This is a genomic window from Pseudomonas sp. FW305-3-2-15-E-TSA4 (assembly GCF_058787295.1).
The window spans coordinates 74,973-91,640 of sequence record NZ_JBYSZP010000008.1 but is presented as its reverse complement, the minus strand read 5'-3'; the positions used below and the strand labels follow the sequence as shown (position 1 = coordinate 91,640).

General features: G+C 61.1%; 14 protein-coding genes. 5 read left to right on the top strand and 9 right to left on the bottom strand.

What is annotated here, in order from left to right:
- Window positions 1-33 precede the first annotated feature (33 nt).
- The 3 genes from msrB to AC3WMV_RS12985 all read left to right on the top strand — a co-directional run bounded on the left by msrB (window position 34) and on the right by AC3WMV_RS12985 (window position 1,474).
- Window positions 34-429 (top strand): peptide-methionine (R)-S-oxide reductase MsrB, encoded by a 396-nt coding sequence (gene msrB / locus AC3WMV_RS12995; RefSeq protein WP_103368503.1) that lies wholly within the window; start codon window positions 34-36, stop codon window positions 427-429.
- Between the two features lie 101 nt (window positions 430-530).
- Complete coding sequence (locus AC3WMV_RS12990; RefSeq protein ID WP_027613435.1) at window positions 531-1,016, top strand: glutathione peroxidase; 486 nt, start codon at window positions 531-533, stop codon at window positions 1,014-1,016.
- Window positions 1,013-1,474 (top strand): MarR family winged helix-turn-helix transcriptional regulator, encoded by a 462-nt coding sequence (locus tag AC3WMV_RS12985; RefSeq protein ID WP_027613434.1) that lies wholly within the window; start codon window positions 1,013-1,015, stop codon window positions 1,472-1,474. Before AC3WMV_RS12990 ends, AC3WMV_RS12985 begins: the two co-directional genes overlap by 4 nt.
- On the opposite strand, the gene AC3WMV_RS12980 is transcribed toward AC3WMV_RS12985, so the two are convergent.
- The gene (locus AC3WMV_RS12980) at window positions 1,458-3,779 is read right to left on the bottom strand and encodes a hybrid sensor histidine kinase/response regulator (RefSeq protein WP_097088295.1); all 2,322 of its coding nucleotides are present in this window, start codon (window positions 3,777-3,779) and stop codon (window positions 1,458-1,460) included. The two genes, AC3WMV_RS12985 and AC3WMV_RS12980, sit on opposite strands and share 17 nt — an antisense overlap.
- 165 nt (window positions 3,780-3,944) lie before the next feature.
- Here AC3WMV_RS12980 and AC3WMV_RS12975 point away from each other — a divergent pair, with 165 nt between their 5' ends.
- On the top strand, window positions 3,945-4,835 hold the full coding sequence (locus AC3WMV_RS12975) for an ATP-binding protein (RefSeq protein ID WP_096794965.1): 891 nt from the start codon (window positions 3,945-3,947) through the stop codon (window positions 4,833-4,835).
- Window positions 4,832-5,314 carry a GAF domain-containing protein gene (locus AC3WMV_RS12970; RefSeq protein WP_027613431.1) on the top strand — a complete coding sequence of 161 codons (483 nt, stop codon included), beginning with the start codon at window positions 4,832-4,834 and terminating at the stop codon, window positions 5,312-5,314. Before AC3WMV_RS12975 ends, AC3WMV_RS12970 begins: the two co-directional genes overlap by 4 nt.
- On the opposite strand, the gene AC3WMV_RS12965 is transcribed toward AC3WMV_RS12970, so the two are convergent.
- The 8 genes from AC3WMV_RS12965 to AC3WMV_RS12930 form a co-directional block, all read right to left on the bottom strand.
- On the bottom strand, window positions 5,315-8,260 hold the full coding sequence (locus AC3WMV_RS12965; RefSeq protein ID WP_103368462.1) for an HD domain-containing phosphohydrolase: 2,946 nt from the start codon (window positions 8,258-8,260) through the stop codon (window positions 5,315-5,317).
- Between the two features lie 48 nt (window positions 8,261-8,308).
- Entirely contained in the window at window positions 8,309-11,950 is a 3,642-nt protein-coding gene (locus tag AC3WMV_RS12960) for a transporter substrate-binding domain-containing protein (RefSeq protein ID WP_103368463.1), read from the bottom strand.
- A gap of 8 nt (window positions 11,951-11,958) precedes the next feature.
- Window positions 11,959-12,585: a response regulator transcription factor gene (locus tag AC3WMV_RS12955; RefSeq protein WP_027613428.1), complete on the bottom strand. Its 627-nt coding sequence runs from the start codon at window positions 12,583-12,585 to the stop codon at window positions 11,959-11,961.
- A 349-nt stretch (window positions 12,586-12,934) separates the two neighbouring features.
- The gene (locus AC3WMV_RS12950) at window positions 12,935-14,263 is read right to left on the bottom strand and encodes a deoxyguanosinetriphosphate triphosphohydrolase (RefSeq protein ID WP_003226741.1); all 1,329 of its coding nucleotides are present in this window, start codon (window positions 14,261-14,263) and stop codon (window positions 12,935-12,937) included.
- Between the two features lie 76 nt (window positions 14,264-14,339).
- The gene (locus AC3WMV_RS12945) at window positions 14,340-15,503 is read right to left on the bottom strand and encodes an EAL domain-containing protein (protein WP_096794968.1); all 1,164 of its coding nucleotides are present in this window, start codon (window positions 15,501-15,503) and stop codon (window positions 14,340-14,342) included.
- 124 nt (window positions 15,504-15,627) lie between these two features.
- On the bottom strand, window positions 15,628-15,966 hold the full coding sequence (locus tag AC3WMV_RS12940) for a hypothetical protein (RefSeq protein WP_027613426.1): 339 nt from the start codon (window positions 15,964-15,966) through the stop codon (window positions 15,628-15,630).
- Window positions 15,963-16,349: a phage holin family protein gene (locus AC3WMV_RS12935; RefSeq protein WP_103368464.1), complete on the bottom strand. Its 387-nt coding sequence runs from the start codon at window positions 16,347-16,349 to the stop codon at window positions 15,963-15,965. Before AC3WMV_RS12935 ends, AC3WMV_RS12940 begins: the two co-directional genes overlap by 4 nt.
- 2 nt (window positions 16,350-16,351) lie before the next feature.
- Window positions 16,352-16,666 carry an ElaB/YgaM/YqjD family protein gene (locus tag AC3WMV_RS12930; RefSeq protein WP_003226733.1) on the bottom strand — a complete coding sequence of 105 codons (315 nt, stop codon included), beginning with the start codon at window positions 16,664-16,666 and terminating at the stop codon, window positions 16,352-16,354.
- Between the last annotated feature and the right edge of the window lie 2 nt (window positions 16,667-16,668).

The window sequence follows — 16,668 nt, the reverse complement described above, 5'->3', positions numbered from 1 at the left end:
AGATCGGGCTTTTTCAGCCGCTGAGGTGTGATGATGGAAAAGTTGGAAAAAACCCTGGAAGAATGGCGGGCGATGCTCGACCCCGAGCAGTACAACGTGTGCCGTCTCAGTGCGACCGAACGGCCGTTTTCCGGCAAATACAACGACACCAAAACCGACGGTGTCTATCACTGCGTCTGCTGCAATGAGCCGCTGTTTGACTCCAAGACCAAATTCGATTCCGGCTGCGGCTGGCCAAGCTTTTACGCGCCGATCGGCAAAAGCGCCATGACCGAGATTCGCGATACCAGCCACGGCATGATCCGCACCGAGGTCAAATGCGCCCGCTGCGACGCGCATCTGGGCCACGTGTTCCCCGATGGCCCGCCACCGACCGGCTTGCGTTATTGCATCAACTCGGTGTGCCTGAATCTCGAGCCGCGCGAGTAAGCGGACAGGCGACCTGCGGGTCGCCTTTCGGATAATTAAATTGCGCACAATTTAATTGCTCGCTATGTTTGGCCTTTCCCGATAACCCGCGGAGCTGACCCATGAGCGATAACCTGCTGAATATCCCTGTCACTACCATCAAGGGTGAGCAAAAGACCTTGGCCGATTTCGCCGGCAAAGCCGTTCTGGTGGTCAACACCGCCAGCAAATGCGGCTTCACCCCGCAATACAAAGGCCTGGAAGAGCTGTGGCAGACCTACAAGGATCAGGGCCTGGTGGTATTGGGATTCCCGTGCAATCAGTTCGGCAAGCAGGAGCCGGGTAACGAAGGTGCGATCAGCGAGTTCTGTGAGCTGAATTACGGCGTGAGCTTCCCGCTGTTCAAGAAGATCGACGTCAACGGGTCTGATGCGCATCCGCTGTTCGTGCAGTTGAAAAAGCGCGCTCCGGGTTTGCTCGGCTCCGAGGGCATCAAGTGGAACTTCACCAAGTTCCTGATCGGCAAGGATGGGCAACTGGTCAAGCGTTTCGCCCCGACCACCAAGCCGCAGGACATCAGCGGCGAGATCGAAGCCCTGCTCAAATGAACAGCCTGCCCGACGATTCGCTGAAGCTCGACAGTCAGTTGTGCTTCAAGTTGTACGCCGCGTCCCGGGCGGTGATTCGCGCTTACAAGCCGATGCTCGATCAGCTCGGCCTGACCTACCCGCAGTACCTGGCGATGCTGGTGCTGTGGGAATGGCAGGACAGCGCACCGGAGCAACCGACGGTCAAGGCGTTGGGCGAGCGCCTGGCGCTGGACTCCGGCACCCTGACGCCGTTGCTCAAGCGTCTTGAACAATTGCAGTGGGTGCAACGCCAGCGTTCGGCGCGCGACGAGCGTGAAGTGCATCTGAGCCTGACCGCGCAAGGCCAGGCGCTGCGCGAGCAGGTCGGGCCGCTCAAGGCCCGGTTGTTGTGTGACAGCGGGGTGGATCTTGATCGGCTCAACGATTTGCGCAACGGCCTCGATCATCTGCTGGGGCAGATCAAAGCGCTGACGTAGCCGGCATCCACTGGTCGAGCAGGGCCGCCAGCTCTTCGCGGCGGAACGGCTTGGCCAGGTAATCACTCATGCCGGCGGCGCGGCAGCGCTCGCGTTCCTCGGACATGGCGTTGGCGGTCAGCGCGACGATCGGCAAATGCGGCCAGCGCCCGCTCTGGCGGATCTGCCGGCTCGCTTCGTAGCCGTCCATCACCGGCATGTTGCAGTCCATCAGCACCAGATCGAACTCATCGTGCTCCAGTTGATCCAGCGCCTCGGCACCGTGGGCGGCGACCACCACGTCGCAACCGAGCTTGCCGAGCATGCCTTTGGCCACCAGTTGATTGACCGGATTGTCCTCCACCAGCAGCACCTTTCCGCGCCGCCGGACCGGCTGGCTCTCGAGGCGCGCATCGTTGCTCGTGGTGACATCGGCCAGCAGAATGCGCCGCAGGATCTGGTACAGCGCGTTGCGTGCCAGCGGTCGGGCTTGTTGCTGCAATGGCGCCAGCGCGGCGGCTTCTTCGCCGGGCATGAAACTGCCATAAGCGGTTACGACGAGGATCGGTGCGCTGATGGTCGGGCGCAGACTGAACAGGCATTCCGGGCAATCGGTGATCAGCAGATCGGGTGACAGGCCCAGCAACGGGTCATCCATGGTGCGCTGCTCATAGCTCACGCCCCACACCGGCAACAATGTCTTGAGCAGTTCCGCCAGCCCGCTGCTGGCGGCCGTGATCGCCAGTACCTTGCCGTGCAGTGGCGGCGGCATGACCGCCCGGGTGTGACACAGCAGTGGCAGGTCGGCACAGAACTGACTGCCGAAACCGGCCTCGGAACTGATGGTCAATCGGCCTTGCATGGCCTCGCACAGGTTGTAGGTCAACGCCAGACCGAGACCGGTGCCGCCGTACTGCCGGGTGATGCCGGCACCGGCCTGGGTGAACGGCTGGAAGATTTTCACCTGGGCATCCTGAGCGATGCCGATGCCGGTGTCGCAGACTTCGATGCGCACCCCGTCCTTGTGGGCGGACAGGCGCACATCGACCCGGCCGAAGCGGGTGAACTTCAGGGCATTGGACAGCAGGTTGCTGACGATTTGCCGTACCCGGGTCGGATCCCCCAGCACCAGCGCGGGGAAGTGCGGGTCGATCAGGCAGGTCAGCTCGACGCTCGGCGCAGCGTTCTGCGACAGCAGGTTGGCGGTGTCTTCGATCAGTGAGCCGAGGTCGAACGGGATGTGTTCGAGCTCCAGTTGCCCCGCATCGAACTTGGACAGGTCGAGAATATCGTTGAGCAGCTCGACCAGCACCTTGCCCGAGTCATGGGCAATCGACAGTTGCTGTTGCTGCTCGGCATTCAGCGGCCCATCGAGGGACAAGGCGATCATCCCCAGCAGGCCATTGAGCGGGGTGCGAATCTCGTGGCTCATGTTGGCGAGAAATGCCGAGCGCGCTTCGGCCATGTCCAGTGCAGTGCTGCGAGCGACTTCCAGTTCTTCGTTGGACTGGCTGAGCCGGGTGTTGATGGCCTTGAGCTCGGCAGTGCGGGCCGAGACGATGTGCTCCAGTTGCCCGAGGTAATCGGTGAGGCGGTTTTCCGCGTTGCGCCGTTGCTGGATTTCCGTGGCGATATTGTCGAACTGCTGGTTGGCGACTTTGACCAGTACGCCGATCTCGTCATTGGCGTGGCCGGCCGGACATTCCAGGGTCGTCGGTTCTGCGCTGCGTGCGTCACGCGCGCTGAGTTCCCGGATCAGGCGCACCAGTGGCTTGGTCAGCATCACGTAGAACAGCGCCAACAGGATCCCGGTGAGAATCAGGCTGCGGGCAAAGCCGTTGAGCAGGGTGACTTCGGCGCGGCGCAGAAACCGGCTGCCGAACGCGTAGGTATCGACCTCCAGGCTCAGCGTGCCCAGTGATTCCTCGGGCAGGTGATCGAGGTACAGGCGGTCTTCGAACTGGCGCTTGGCACCGAACAGAAAGTCGCTGATCACCCGGTAACCGCTTTGCAGCTCCGGGCGCTTGACGTTGGCCAGGACGTTGCCGTTGTTGTCGGTCAGTTGCGCCGAGATGATCGCCGGCGAACGCAACAGGCCCAGGGTCAGTTCCTGCGCCAGTTCCGCATCGATGTTGTAGGCGATTCGCGACGCCGGATTGTGGCTGATTTCCAGCAAAGACAGGATTTCACGGTTGATGGAGGCGTCTTCGCTGGCATAATCGATGCCGATTTGCAGCAGGCTGAGCAGCGTGCCCAGAACGAACCCGACCAGCACCGTGAATCTGGCTTGCTTGTATGACAGCCGGTGGGTGAATTTGATATCCATGGGGTGTTGAACCACTTCCGTTTCCCTTCGCTGCTCAAGCATAGTCGATCATGTATGGATACCGAGGTTCCCGAAGCGCCTTGTAACAAGGCTTGAACGGGGATTGAGATCTGTCTGTCGTCGCTGGATCGACATCATCACTGTGAACGTGCCCGAGGAGAAGACGTGGATTCCCGATTGAATGCTTTTCTTGAACGCGCCGAGTCGGTTCTGGCGCGGATCGAACCCTTGCTGCCGGCGCCGCGTCCGCTGATCGACTGGGAAACCTGCCTGGCCGCGCGCTGGCAGCGTGACGGGCGCAGCGGCTATTTGCTGCCGCTGGAAGTCAGCCTCGACATGCGCCTGTCCGACCTGATCGGTGTCAATCGTCAGTTGGAACAACTGGGCCGCAACACTCAGCAGTTTCTCGACGGCATGCCGGCCAACCATGCGCTGCTCTGGGGCTCGCGCGGCACCGGTAAATCGTCGCTGGTGCGCGCGCTGCTGGCCGAACACGCCAAGGCCGGCCTGCGTTTGATCGAAATCGAGCGCGACCATCTGGCCGACCTGCCGCGAGTGGTCGAGCAGATCGGCAAACTGCCGCAACGCTTCGTGCTGTTCTGCGATGACCTGTCGTTCGAATCCGGCGAAGGCGATTATCGCGTGCTGAAAAGCGTGCTCGACGGCTCGCTCGAACAGGCCCCGGACAACGTTCTGCTGTACGCCACTTCCAACCGCCGCCATCTGGTGCCGGAAAAGGAAAGCGACAACGAAAACTGGAAACGCGTCGACGGCGAGCTGCATCCGAGTGAGGCGGTGGAAGACAAGATCGCCTTGTCCGACCGTTTCGGCCTGTGGTTGTCGTTTTATCCGTTTACCCAGGAACACTTCCTCAACGTCGTCGAGCACTGGATCGGCCAGTTGGCCGCCAAGGCCGGCTTGAGCTGGCAGCGCGACGAAGAGCTCGACATCCTCGCCGTGCGCTGGGCAACCGGGCGCGGCAATCGCAACGGACGTTGCGCGTACCAATTCGCCCGTTACTGGGTGGGACTGAAATTGCTGGAGCACAAGGCATGATTGATTTGCAACAAAGCGGCCAGGGCCTCGAAGGCTATGGCATGTTGGCCGCACAACTGGAATCGCTGCTGGCGGACGAGCGCGATTTCATCGCTAACGCCGCGCAGTTTTCGGCGTTCCTGTTCAACCAGCTCGACGATTTGAACTGGGCCGGTTTCTACCTCAATCGCAACGAAGAACTGGTGCTCGGCCCGTTTCAGGGGCAGATCGCCTGCGTGCGCATTCCCTTCGGTCGCGGTGTATGTGGCGCGGCAGCGGCCAGTCGACAGACCCAGCGCGTTGAAGACGTGCATGCGTTCCCCGGTCATATCGCTTGCGACAGCGCCTCCAACAGCGAGCTGGTAGTGCCGCTGGTCAAGGACGGTCGGCTGATCGGCGTACTTGATCTCGACAGCCCGAAACTTGCACGTTTCGGCACCGCCGATCAGTCCGGAATCGAGCAACTGGCGGCGATCTTCCTGCGTCTGACCGACTGCTGATCAGGCACTCAGGCCAGCCTTGCGCAACAGGCTGGCCGGGTCCACCGCATCGATCTGGCGCGGATCGAGAAACCGCGCGGCGTACTGCATATACACCCCGTCGTTGATGAACAGCGCAAACAGCTCGGGGTCGATGTGCGCCTCGCGGGACATGGTGGCCATGATCCCCAGCGCCTCGTTCAAGGATTTGGCCTTCTTGTACGGTCGATCCGCCGCTGTCAGTGCCTCGAAAATATCGGCAATCGCCATCATCCGTGCCGGCAGGCTCATGTCCTCGCGCTTCAGGCGTTTGGGATAACCGCTGCCGTCCATCTTTTCGTGATGCCCACCGGCAATTTCCGCAACGCTGTCCAGGTGCCCGGGGAAGGGCAGGTGGCTGAGCATCAGGATCGTCTGCACCATGTGGTGATTGATGATGTAGCGCTCTTCGCGGGTCAGCGTGCCCCGGGCAATGCTCAGGTTGTACAGTTCGCCGCGATTGTATTTGTAACGCGGCACATCCAGTTTGAACCCCCACGGATTGTCTTCCGGTATCAGTTCGCTGTCGGCGCGTTCTATCAGGTGTTCGGGCTTGTCCGCCAGCAGTGGCTCGCTGACCGGCAGATTCGCCGCCGGCGTTTGCGCCTGACGGCGGTTTTCCTCCCATGACACCCCCAGGCGATCATCGAGGGTGCGCGTCCAGCGCCGCTCGGCAATGCGTTCAAGACGTTGCAGATCGGCGGGCGCCATGGCCTCACCGCCCAGATTGCAGCGGGCAACAAAGGCAAAGTCGTCATCCAGTTGCGTCAGCGTGGCGTCACGCAGTTCGCTCAGTTGCGCCGCGTTGCCGCCCAGCGCCAGTGCCTGCCAGTAGCCGATCCAGGCATCGCGCTTGAGCACCTCGAAACGGGTGCGGATTTCGTGGATGCGATCGTTGAGGGTTTCCAGTTTGGTTGCCTTGTCGACGACATATTCTGGTGTCGTGACTTTGCCGCAATCGTGCAGCCAGGCCGCAATGTGCAGGGCTTCCCATTCGTCTTCACTGGGCTGATAGCTCTGGAACGCCGGCGCCTGGCTGGCGGCCGCGGCCTGCGCGAGCATCAGGGTCAGTTCCGGCACGCGCTGGCAGTGGCCGCCGGTGTAGGGGCTCTTGGCGTCGATGGCGCCGGCCAGCAACTGAATGAACGCGTCGAGCAACTGCTTCTGCTTCGCTTGCAGGCGCTGACTTTCGATACTCACCGCCGCCGCACCAGACACGGCTTGCAGGAAGGCGATGCGGTCCGGGCGCAGTTTTTCCAGGTCCTGAGCGCTGCCGCTGTCGTTGATCAGCAGAAGCAACAGGCCGATGGTTTCGTTGTGCCGATTACGCAGGCGGATGCCGATCAGGTGGATGCGCGGCGACTGCATGGCCAACAGGACTTTCTGCAAGTCCCCGGCCTGCTCGAAGCCAAGGCTGCTGACCACGTTGTCAGCGTTGATCAGTTGCTGGAACCACGCCGGCCCTTGATCGGCCAGGAGATCCCGGCCCAGCACAGCGAACTCGCCCGGCTCGTGCGAAGCGCCGTCAATAACCAGTCCGTAAGGCTCCATCCGGTTGCCATCGCTTTCGCGCAGATAGATCAAGCCTGCCTGGGCCTGGGCGATCTGCACCGTTTCGAACAGCACCCGTTGCAGCAGCGGGGCGAAGCGGGTTTCGGCGCAGAGGCTGTCGGTGATGCGGAAAAAACTGGCGAGCGTGTCCTTCATGCGCGCCATCGACAGGCTTAATTGGTCAACCTCCAGCACCGGCGAGCGGCGGGTGACCGGAAAGTTGAAATCGAAACTGCGGATCGCGTCGGCTTCCTTGACCAGCGCGTGCAACGGTTTGACCAGAATCCGCGAGATCAGCCAGCCCAGCGGCAGGCACAGCAGCAAAATCGCCAAGGTGATCAGCGCGCCTTGCCAGCGCATGCGGTAGGCGTCGGCAAGAAGTTCGTCCTCGGGCACCAGCAGGGCCATCTGCAAACCTTTCGGCCCGCCTTCCTGCAGGGTGCGGCGGGCGACGATCCAGTGGCGGCCATTGACGTCGAGCCGTTTGCCCGGATGGGCGGTGGACAGCAACGCGTGCAGATTCGGACTGAGGTCGGCCGCTTTGGCCAGGCGTGCGCTGCTGCCGTCGACGATCAGCCGGCTGCTGTCCGGATAGGCCACCGCATTGCCATCGGCATCGAACAGCACGATTTCGGTCGAGGGGGTGACCACATGCTTGGTCAAGGTGGCCGAGAGTGCCTCCAAAGTCAGATCGGCACCGATCACACTGGTTGCGCTGCTGCGTCGAGCCAGGGTGGTGCCCACATTGTGCGTGGAAAAAAATACATAGGGTTCGGTGGTGATCTGATCGCCCTGTTGCAGGGCGTTGTTGTACCAGTTGCGGGTACGCGGGTCGTAGCGGTCGTCGGGATTGGTGTCGCGTCCGACAGGCGTCAGCGTCTGGTCGAAGAACAGTGACTGCGACAATACGGTGCCGCTGGCGTCGTGCTCGATGCTCCAGACCTGATAGGCCGCTGTTGGTGGTGCCTTGAGCAGGGTTTTCAGCGCGCTGGTGCGCAAGGGCCGGACCATGAAGAAATCGCCGTTGCCGTACCCCAGATACAGCGAGGCGAGATCGGTGTTGTCCTTGAGCGACTGACTGAACGGCTTGAGCAGCGCCAGACGCTGTTGCAGGTTCGGCGCCTCGGCCGCCTGATTGTCGGCCAGCAGGCTCAGCAGGTGCCGGATCGGTTCGTAGGTTGAATGCAGGTCCAGGCGCACATCCTGTTCGATGCGATTGAACAGGTTTTCACTGCTCGACAGGATGATTCGGGTGGTCTGGCGATAATTGAACAGCCCCAGCACCACGCCTGTGAGCAACAGCAGAAAGGTGAACATGACGCTGATGTGCACGTGCAACGGGAACCGGCGTTGATCCGGGCGCAGTGGGCTGGGCATTGCTGACTCTCCATTGAAGTAAACACACTGCTCAGCGTCCAAGCATAGTTAAGGCTCGGTCATTGTGCTTTCTTCGAACGGTTCCAGTTGTTGCCGCAACGCCTGCTCCAGTTCGAGCATGGCTGCGTCGGTGGCCTCGACGCAGCGCACGATGGTCGGTGCGGGCGTTGTCTGCATGCAGGCCTGTTCCAGCGCATCGCAACAGGCGATCAGACGCGAGGCCTGGGCGATCCGGGCGGCGCCTTTGATCTTGTGGGCGACCAGCGCCACTGCCTGACGATCATTGCAGGGGGCCAGGGCTAATAATTCCTCGCGATCGAGACGGCTGCTCTTGAGCAATTGCGTGAGCAGACGCCGGACTTGCAGCGGGTTGCCGCCAGTCAACTGACTCAACCCGTCAAGATTGAACGCCGGTTCAAGCGTCGCGGGCTGCAGACCATTGATCCAGTGGCTCAGTGCGCTGAGGCTCAACGGTTTGAACAGACAGTCATTCATGCCGGCCTGTTTGCAGCGCTGTACTTCTTCAGGCTGCGCGTTGGCCGTGAAACCCAGCACGGTACACGGAGGGCGGCCAGTGCGTTGTTCCTGTTGGCGGATCGCCTCGGTCAGTTCGTAGCCGTTCATCAACGGCATGTTGCAGTCAGCGATAACCAGGTCGAATGCACCGGTCTGCCATTTCTCGAATCCACTCCGACCCTCTTCGGCGAGGGTGAATCGGTGCCCGAGGAACTCCAGTTGCTGGCACATCAGCAGGCGATTGGCCGGATGATCGTCGACCACCAGAATGTTCAGTGGTGCAGAGGTTTGCAGCACAGGCTCGGTTTTTGCCGTGGTCACCTGGCACGGCAGCGTCTGCAGCGGCAGCGACAGGCAGACCTGGGTGCCGATCCCCGGCTGGCTGCTCAACTGCAGCTGCCCACCCATCATTTCACACAGGTTGCGACAGATCACCAGCCCCAGGCCTGCGCCGCTGCGAGCTTGCTGCCGGCCACTCTCGGTCTGGGCGAACGGCTCGAACAGGCGTTGTTGATCTTCGATGCTGATGCCGACCCCGGTGTCCTGGATCGTCAACTGAACGAGCGAGCATTGGCCCGGCCCGTTGGGCAGCACATCCAGATTGATCCGCACCTGCCCGGACTCAGTGAACTTGATGGCATTGCTGATCAGGTTCGACAGGATCTGCTTGAAGCGCAACGGATCCAGTTCCACGTCAACCTGCAGCCCGGGCGGATTGATGATCAGCGGCAGGAGGAGGTTTTTCTGGCGGGCGAGGCCGTCGAAGATCCTGACCACCGACGCCACTGTTTCGACCAGATTGACCCGTTCCGGGCTCAGGCTCAGGTGCCCGGACTCGATCCGCGCGATATCGAGAATGTCGCCGATCAGGCCCAGCAGATCCTTGGCCGAGCAGTAGGCGGTTTCAATGGAGGAGCGATCCGGAGCCTGATCATTCATGCGTTTGAGCGTCAGTTCGAGCATGCCGATAATGGCATTCATCGGCGTGCGGATTTCGTGGCTCATGGTGGCCAGAAAGGTACTTTTGGCGCGGTTGGCGTTGTCCGCCTGTTCCTTGGCCCGGCGCAGTTCATCGAACAACTGGCGACGTTCACTGATGTCGATCCAGCCGCCGATGATCCCTTGCACATCGCCACTGGAGTCGCGGTACGGCAGGATCCAGTGGTAGATCGTCAAACGCCGGCCACCGATGTGCAGCGGTCGATCGAGCAGCAGAGGCGTGCCTTCGGCCACCACCCGCTGGTAATCCGCCTGGTATGCCTGGGCTTCGAAGGCGTTGCTCAGGGTGCCCTGCATGACACTTTTGCCGATCACGTCTTCGCGTTTGGCGTTGAAGGCTTCGAGGTAGCTGTCGTTGCAGCTTTGCAGCAGACCCTGGCGGTCGCGCACGTAGATCGGGTGAGGGGTGCCGTTGACCAGTGAACGCATGAATTCGAACTGATCGTTGAGTGCCCGTTCGGCGGCCTGGCGTTGCTTGATCTGGCGACGCATGTAGGCGTTCCACAACAGCGACAGCAACAGCAGCAGGCAGGCCGCGCCGATCAATTGGTAAAACAGGCGCTTGTAGTGATGCCAGTTGCTTTGAGCCGCATTGGAGAAACCGCGCCAGCGACTGTTGATGACCCCCAGTTCCTCCGGTGTGATGCTCAGCAGCGCCTTGTCGAGGATCGAGCCCAGTTCGGCATTGTCACGGGCGCTGGCCAGCGAGAAGGCCGCCTGACGTGTGCCCAGGGTGGTGGTGATCTGCAATTGATGTTCGAAGATCCGCGACGAAATCAGATAATTGGCAATCACCAGCGAGGCGACGGCGCCATCGGCCTTGCCTTCGGCGAGCAAGGTTGCGGCACCGAAAGTGTCGGAGGTTTCGATCAGGTGGATGTTGGGGAATTCGCGGCGCAGGTAATCAGCCATGGGACTGCCTTGGGCAATCGCCAGGTATCGGTTCTTGAGCTGGGTGGGATGTGTCGGGCTGTCAGCGGATTTGCGCGTCAGCAGGACGAAGGAGTTTTCCAGATAGGGACGGCTGAATTGCAGGGTCTTTTCCCGTTGGGGGCTGGGTAGCAACGCGGCGATCAGATCCGCCCGATGCTGATTGATCTGCTCGATCATTTCACCATCACTGCGGCTGCGGACCAGCTCGAAGCGCAGGCCGGTGCGCAGGCGCAGCAGTTCGAGCAGGTCAGCGGTGATGCCTCGCAGGTTGCCGTCACTGTCGAAGAATGTCAGCGGCGCGAACGCCTCATTGACGACGACGCGCAGCACCGGGTGCTGTTTGAGCCACTGTTCTTCGTGGTGGGTCAATTGCAGCTTCTGGTCGGTCAGCAGAATGTCGCTGCCGGCGCTCCAGCGCTTGGCGATGTTGTCCCGTTCGCTGGCCGGTATGGCTTGCAGCACGGTGTTGATGATCGCCAGCAGTTGCGGGTTGTCGGCGTGAACGGCGAAGCTGAAACCATGGGCTTCCTGTTTGCCGAAATTGGCCATGCGAATGTTGTTCAGATAACCCTTGTTGATCATGTAGTGGGTGGAAATGGTGTCACCCAGAAACACGTCAGCCTGATCGAAAGCCACCGCGTTGATTGCGTTTTGATAGGAGGGATAGGACGTCAGGATGGCTTTGGGATACTGCGCCTTGACCTCATCCTGGGGCAGATAGTGATAGACCATGCTCAGCCGCAGACCGGCCAGACCTTCGGTCAGCGGGCGGGTCTCGCCTTCGCGGGTAACCAGAACCGGCTGATCGATGGCGTAGGGCGTTGAAAGCAGGATATTTACGTTACTGGCCTCGAAACCGTTGGCCGTACCGAGCATGTCGACCTGACCTGCAATCAACGCCTGCAAGGCGGCTTCCCGTGAGGCAAAGCGCTGGACCCGGATTGGCAACCCGACAGCCTGTTCGAGCAGACCGGCGTAGTCGGCGGTAAAACCTTCGTAATCACGACCGCTGGCGGTCATGTCGAACGGCGGATAGTCCGGCGCGGAAGTGCCCAGTACCAGTTCGCGGCGACTCTCCAGCCATTGCCGTTGCGCGGGTTCAAGGGACACGGATGGCGCTTCGTGGCCCGAGCGGCTGCGCAGCACATAATCTTGCGCGGTGACGAAGCTGGCATGCACCTGAGTCGTCAGGCACAGGCTGACGCAACATAGGGCGAGACAGATCTTTAAACGACTGGGCATTCAGGCTCTCACACTAGCGCGTTGCGTTTGGCCATCTCGATCAGTTCCACCAGAGATCTGGCCTTGAGTTTTTGCATCAGGCGTTTTTTGTAGGTACTGACTGTCTTGTTACTGAGAAACATGCCCTTGGCTATTTCCTTGTTGGTGCGTCCCTGGGCAAATAATTGCAGGACCATCAGCTCGCGGTCGTTGACGGATTTGAATAACTCCAGTTCGGCATAACGCACGTCGTCGAGGCGTACCGGATTCAATGCCTGGCTGGGGAAATAGTTGTAACCGGAAAGTACCGCCTTGATCGCACTGACCAGTTCACTCAAGTCTTCCTCTTTGCAGACATAACCGGATGCACCGGACTGCATGCAGCGAATGCCGAACAGCGTCGGGCATTGCGCCGTCAGTACCAGGGTTTTGAGCGGGGTGCCCATGGCGTTGAAACGGGCGAGAACTTCCAGGCCGTCGAGTTTGGGTATGCTGATATCAAGGATGATCAGGTCGGGCATGCATTCGCGGACCATTTGCATGGCATCGACCCCGTTATCGGTTTCGCCGACGACCTTGTAACCTTCATGCTCGAGCAGCATTCGAACGGCAAGTCGGATGACGGGGTGATCATCGACAATAAAAACGGAGTTCATAATCAAATCCCATACGTGCGCGAATAAAGGGCGCACCTTAGCTCAGATAAATGAGCTGCCGCATGAACTCCCGTGGCCGTTGCGGCAATATAGGATAAGTCCTACGCACTAAAAGGAAACCGACTACGACCAAACTCTGTGTCGCGTAAGGAAGTGTTGTGCTGATTTGTTTATCTGAATGTTTTAAGTTGCTTGTCGAACCTTGAATAAACAAGGTTTTGTTTGCGTAGTTGGCTGTTAAACGGATTTACCTTTCAGTCGATCCGTTTGCCTGAGACCACAGAACCGGTTCAATCGAGGCATCGCTCATCCGGGCAGTTGCCTGACCCGGTTGAGCATTTTTTTTCTGTCAGTGGCTGGAACGCCCGGTCATTTCCAGCGCCATGTCACTGGCGTAGCTGTCGGTCATCCCGGCGATGAAGTCGATCATGCGCAGGAACGAGGTGTGCAGCGGGCCATGGGGATCCGGCGCATTGTTGCCCAGCAGATCGAGGATCCGGCGGCTCTTGAACGACGGCGTGCGGCCGCCATGTTGCTCCAGGGCCGCGCCGCAGAACGCGTTGAGGAGGATTTCCAGGGTGGTGTAGGCGCCGATTTCATGCAGCGTCTTGCGCTTGTCCTGGAAGATTTTCTTGCGGGCGATGTCCTTGGCGTTGAGTACGCAGCGTTTGGCCGGGCCGTGCATGTGTTCCACCAGGTCGCCGTGCAGGGTGCCGGCCAGCAGCGCATCCTGTTGCTCGACGAATGCCCGGGCAGCGGCGTTGGTCAGGTGCTCGATGGCCTTGCCGCGCAGGATCGCCAGTTTGCGTCGACGCGAATCCTGCGGGCCGAGCTGGCGATAGGTTTCCGGCAGATCGTCTCCCACCAGACCGAGCAGCAGCGATTCGACTTCCGCGTACTCCAGCAGCTCCATTTCCAGGCCGTCTTCGAGGTCGATCAGCGCGTAGCAGATGTCGTCGGCAGCCTCCATCAGGTACACCAATGGGTGGCGCGCCCAGCGCTGGTCTTCCAGTTGCGGCAGACCGAGCTTGTGGGCGATCTGCTCGAGCAGCGGCAGTTCGCTCTGATAGCAGCCGAATTTGTGTTTCTTGTAGCCCAGCGAGTCGGCGTGACGTGCGGTCCACGGATACTTCAGATAGGTGCCGAGGGTGGCGTAGGTGAGGCGGGTACCGCCGTCGAACTGGTGATACTCCAGCTGAGTCAGCACCCGGAAGCCTTGCGCGTTGCCTTCGAAATTGAGGAAGTCACCGCGCTCGGCTTCGCTCATGCCGTCGAGCCAGCCGCGCCCGGCTGCCTGCTGGAACCAGTGACGAATCGCGTCTTCACCGGAGTGGCCGAACGGCGGATTGCCGATGTCATGGGCCAGGCAGGCCGATTGCACGACCATGCCCAGGTCGCTCGGGTCGCACCAGTCGGGCAGGGCGCTGCGCAAGGTTTCACCGACGCGCATGCCCAGCGAGCGCCCGACGCAGCTGACTTCCAGCGAGTGGGTCAGCCGGGTGTGGATGTGGTCGTTACTCGACACCGGATGCACCTGGGTCTTGCGGCCCAGACGGCGGAAGGCACCGGAGAAGATGATGCGGTCGTGGTCTTTGTGGAACGGGCTGCGGCCAAGCTCTTGCGGGCTGTGCAGCGGTTTTCCAAGGCGTTCGCGGTTGAGCAGGGTCTGCCAATCCAAGGCTGGTTCTCTCCGTCGGTGACTGGGATGACTGTTGCCCTAGCTTCCCGGTTCAGCCACACACCTGCAAGCGGAACTACAAGCCCGCGGCATCAATATCGATCAGCAGCAGGCGCTCGCCGTTATCGAAGAACTGCCCGGCGGTCAGGCAATACTGGTTGCTGGTGGCATCGCGGTAGGTGCTGGACAGGGTCAGGCGCCGCTCTTCCCAGCCTTCGGCGAGCAAATGATAGAAGTACGGACGCCATGACCAGTTGTGGCCCAGATAGCGGTTATCGGCGACCCAGCCGTTGTTGCGCCATTCGAGGTTGGGCGTGAGTTGGGTGCCGTGACGGTCGCATTGGTAGAACCGCAGCAACCACGGGAAGGCTTCCAGTTGCGGCAGCGCACTCAGCGGCGCGTGGGCCTGAGCCCAGCTCTGGAGGATCGCCATCAGTTCGCCGAGTTGCTGGCGCATCTGCATCAGGCGCCCGCGTTCGGCCAGTTTCTGCCGCACGTAACGCTGGCGCAGTTCGGCGAAGCGCTGCACGAAGGCGTCGGTCGGATAAAACGCCTCCTGCGCCCGGGCGAACAGGAAACCCTGAACGTAGCGCGAGCCGCATTCCAGGGCGAAATTGAGCTGGGCCTCGGTTTCCACGCCTTCGGCGATGATCCAGCAGCCAGTCTTCTCGGCCATTTGCGCCAGTGCCTTGACCACATCGCTGCTCGGCCCGCCCAGTGCGGCAGCCTGAAACAGGCGCATGTCGAGTTTGAGAATGTCCGGCTGCAACGCCAGCACCCGATCGAGCTGCGAGTAACCGGCGCCGAAGTCATCGATAGCGATCCGCGCTCCGGCCTCGCGATAGCGCGCGACCACTTCGGCCAGGCGCTGACCATTGCCGCCCAGTTCAGTGATCTCGAACACGATGCGTTGCGGATCGACGCCGTGGCGCAGCATCTGCTTGAGGCTGGGCAGCGGTTGATCGGCGCGCAGGCGACTGATCCAGCGCGGCGACATGTTCAGGCTGAGAAACCACTCGGCGGGGGCTTCATGCAGTCGGCTCAGGGCGTTGTCGCGGATCTGCCGGTCGAGCCGGCGCAGGGCGATCGCGGGTGTGCGTGGGTCGGCAAACAACGGCCCGACCGAGGCCAGTTGGCCGTCAGGCTGGCGCAGGCGACCCAATGCTTCGACGCCTGCAATACGTCCGGTGGCGGTATCGATGAAAGGTTGAAAGCAGGCGAGCGGTTGCCCGTCGATCACGGGGCCTCCTTAGTCGTTCTTGTTCTGGATGAACCCCGCCGACCGGGTAGGCGCGCGGGATTGAACCTCCGGGTAAAGAGGTTCATCCCGCGGATATTGCAAGAATGTAGCCAGATGCATCGGCTTAGCGTTTGCCCGAACTCTGCATGACCAGTTTGATCAATGGCCCGAGGCTGGTGCCCAGCCGTATCAGCCGGGTCAGCCCGCCAACACCGCCGCTTTTTGCGCCTTTGCCGGTGATGAAGCCCAGCAGGGTGACGGCGGCCACGCCCCAAAGCGGCGCGTGCTTGATGCCGAAGCCGCCTTGCAGGTTTTGCGTCATGCCGCGCATGCGCTGCAAGGGCTGCAGCACTTGCCCGGCTTCGTGGCGGATTTCCTGACGATGCATTTCCATGCGCAGGCGGATCAGCGCCTTGCGCATTTCCCGGCGCGAGCTGTTGTGTGGCAGTTCAGGCAGGCTCATGGCAGCAGGCGCTCCCGATCATTGGCCAATTCTTCCAGCGTGCCGTGGAAGGGCGAGGATTCATCGAAGACTGCTGCCTTGAGACGCAGCCCGCAGAAAGCGGCCGCCAGGGTGTAGAACACGCACAGGCCGATGATCGCTGCCAGGCGATAGGTATCCCAGAACACGATCAGCACCAGCGTCGACAGACCCACCAGCAACAGCAAGGCAAACACCAGCGCCAGGCCTGCGAACAGCAACAGGCTAACGGTACGTGCTTTCTGCTCCTGCAATTCGATGCCGAACAATTCGACATGGCTGTGCAGCAAGCCGAGAACAGCGGCGCCCAGACGCCGCGAGGAGGAAGTAGTGCCCGACCCCAGGCCGGATTCGCCGATCGACATGATCAGCGCCGAGTGGCCAGCAGGCCAATCAGAAAGCCCACCCCGGCGGCGATACCCACTGATTGCCAAGGGTTGGCCGACACATAATCTTCGGTGGCGGTGACCGCTGCCTGGCCGCGATCACGCAGGGTGTCTTCGGTCAGCTTCAAGGTTTCCCGGGCGCGCAGCAGGCTGTCGTGGATCTGATCACGCAGCTCATCGGCCTGATCGCCCGCCAGGGACGCGGTGTGTTCGAGCAGCCGCTCGGTGTCGGCGACCAGAGTCTGGAAGTCGTTCATCAGGATTTCTTGAGCAGTCTTTGCCTTGATGCTGGCCATGG

Excerpts from the sequence above, each read along its gene's own strand:
- AC3WMV_RS12935 (WP_103368464.1), bottom strand. The coding sequence starts at position 16,349 with ATGTCGATCGGCGAATCCGGCCTGGGGTCGGGCACTACTTCCTCCTCG.
- AC3WMV_RS12955 (WP_027613428.1), bottom strand. The coding sequence starts at position 12,585 with ATGAACTCCGTTTTTATTGTCGATGATCACCCCGTCATCCGACTTGCC.
- AC3WMV_RS12970 (WP_027613431.1), top strand. The coding sequence starts at position 4,832 with ATGATTGATTTGCAACAAAGCGGCCAGGGCCTCGAAGGCTATGGCATG.
- AC3WMV_RS12960 (WP_103368463.1), bottom strand. The coding sequence starts at position 11,950 with ATGCCCAGTCGTTTAAAGATCTGTCTCGCCCTATGTTGCGTCAGCCTG.
- msrB (WP_103368503.1), top strand. The coding sequence starts at position 34 with ATGGAAAAGTTGGAAAAAACCCTGGAAGAATGGCGGGCGATGCTCGAC.
- AC3WMV_RS12930 (WP_003226733.1), bottom strand. The coding sequence starts at position 16,666 with ATGGCCAGCATCAAGGCAAAGACTGCTCAAGAAATCCTGATGAACGAC.
- AC3WMV_RS12990 (WP_027613435.1), top strand. The coding sequence starts at position 531 with ATGAGCGATAACCTGCTGAATATCCCTGTCACTACCATCAAGGGTGAG.
- AC3WMV_RS12980 (WP_097088295.1), bottom strand. The coding sequence starts at position 3,779 with ATGGATATCAAATTCACCCACCGGCTGTCATACAAGCAAGCCAGATTC.
- AC3WMV_RS12985 (WP_027613434.1), top strand. The coding sequence starts at position 1,013 with ATGAACAGCCTGCCCGACGATTCGCTGAAGCTCGACAGTCAGTTGTGC.
- AC3WMV_RS12965 (WP_103368462.1), bottom strand. The coding sequence starts at position 8,260 with ATGCCCAGCCCACTGCGCCCGGATCAACGCCGGTTCCCGTTGCACGTG.
- AC3WMV_RS12940 (WP_027613426.1), bottom strand. The coding sequence starts at position 15,966 with ATGAGCCTGCCTGAACTGCCACACAACAGCTCGCGCCGGGAAATGCGC.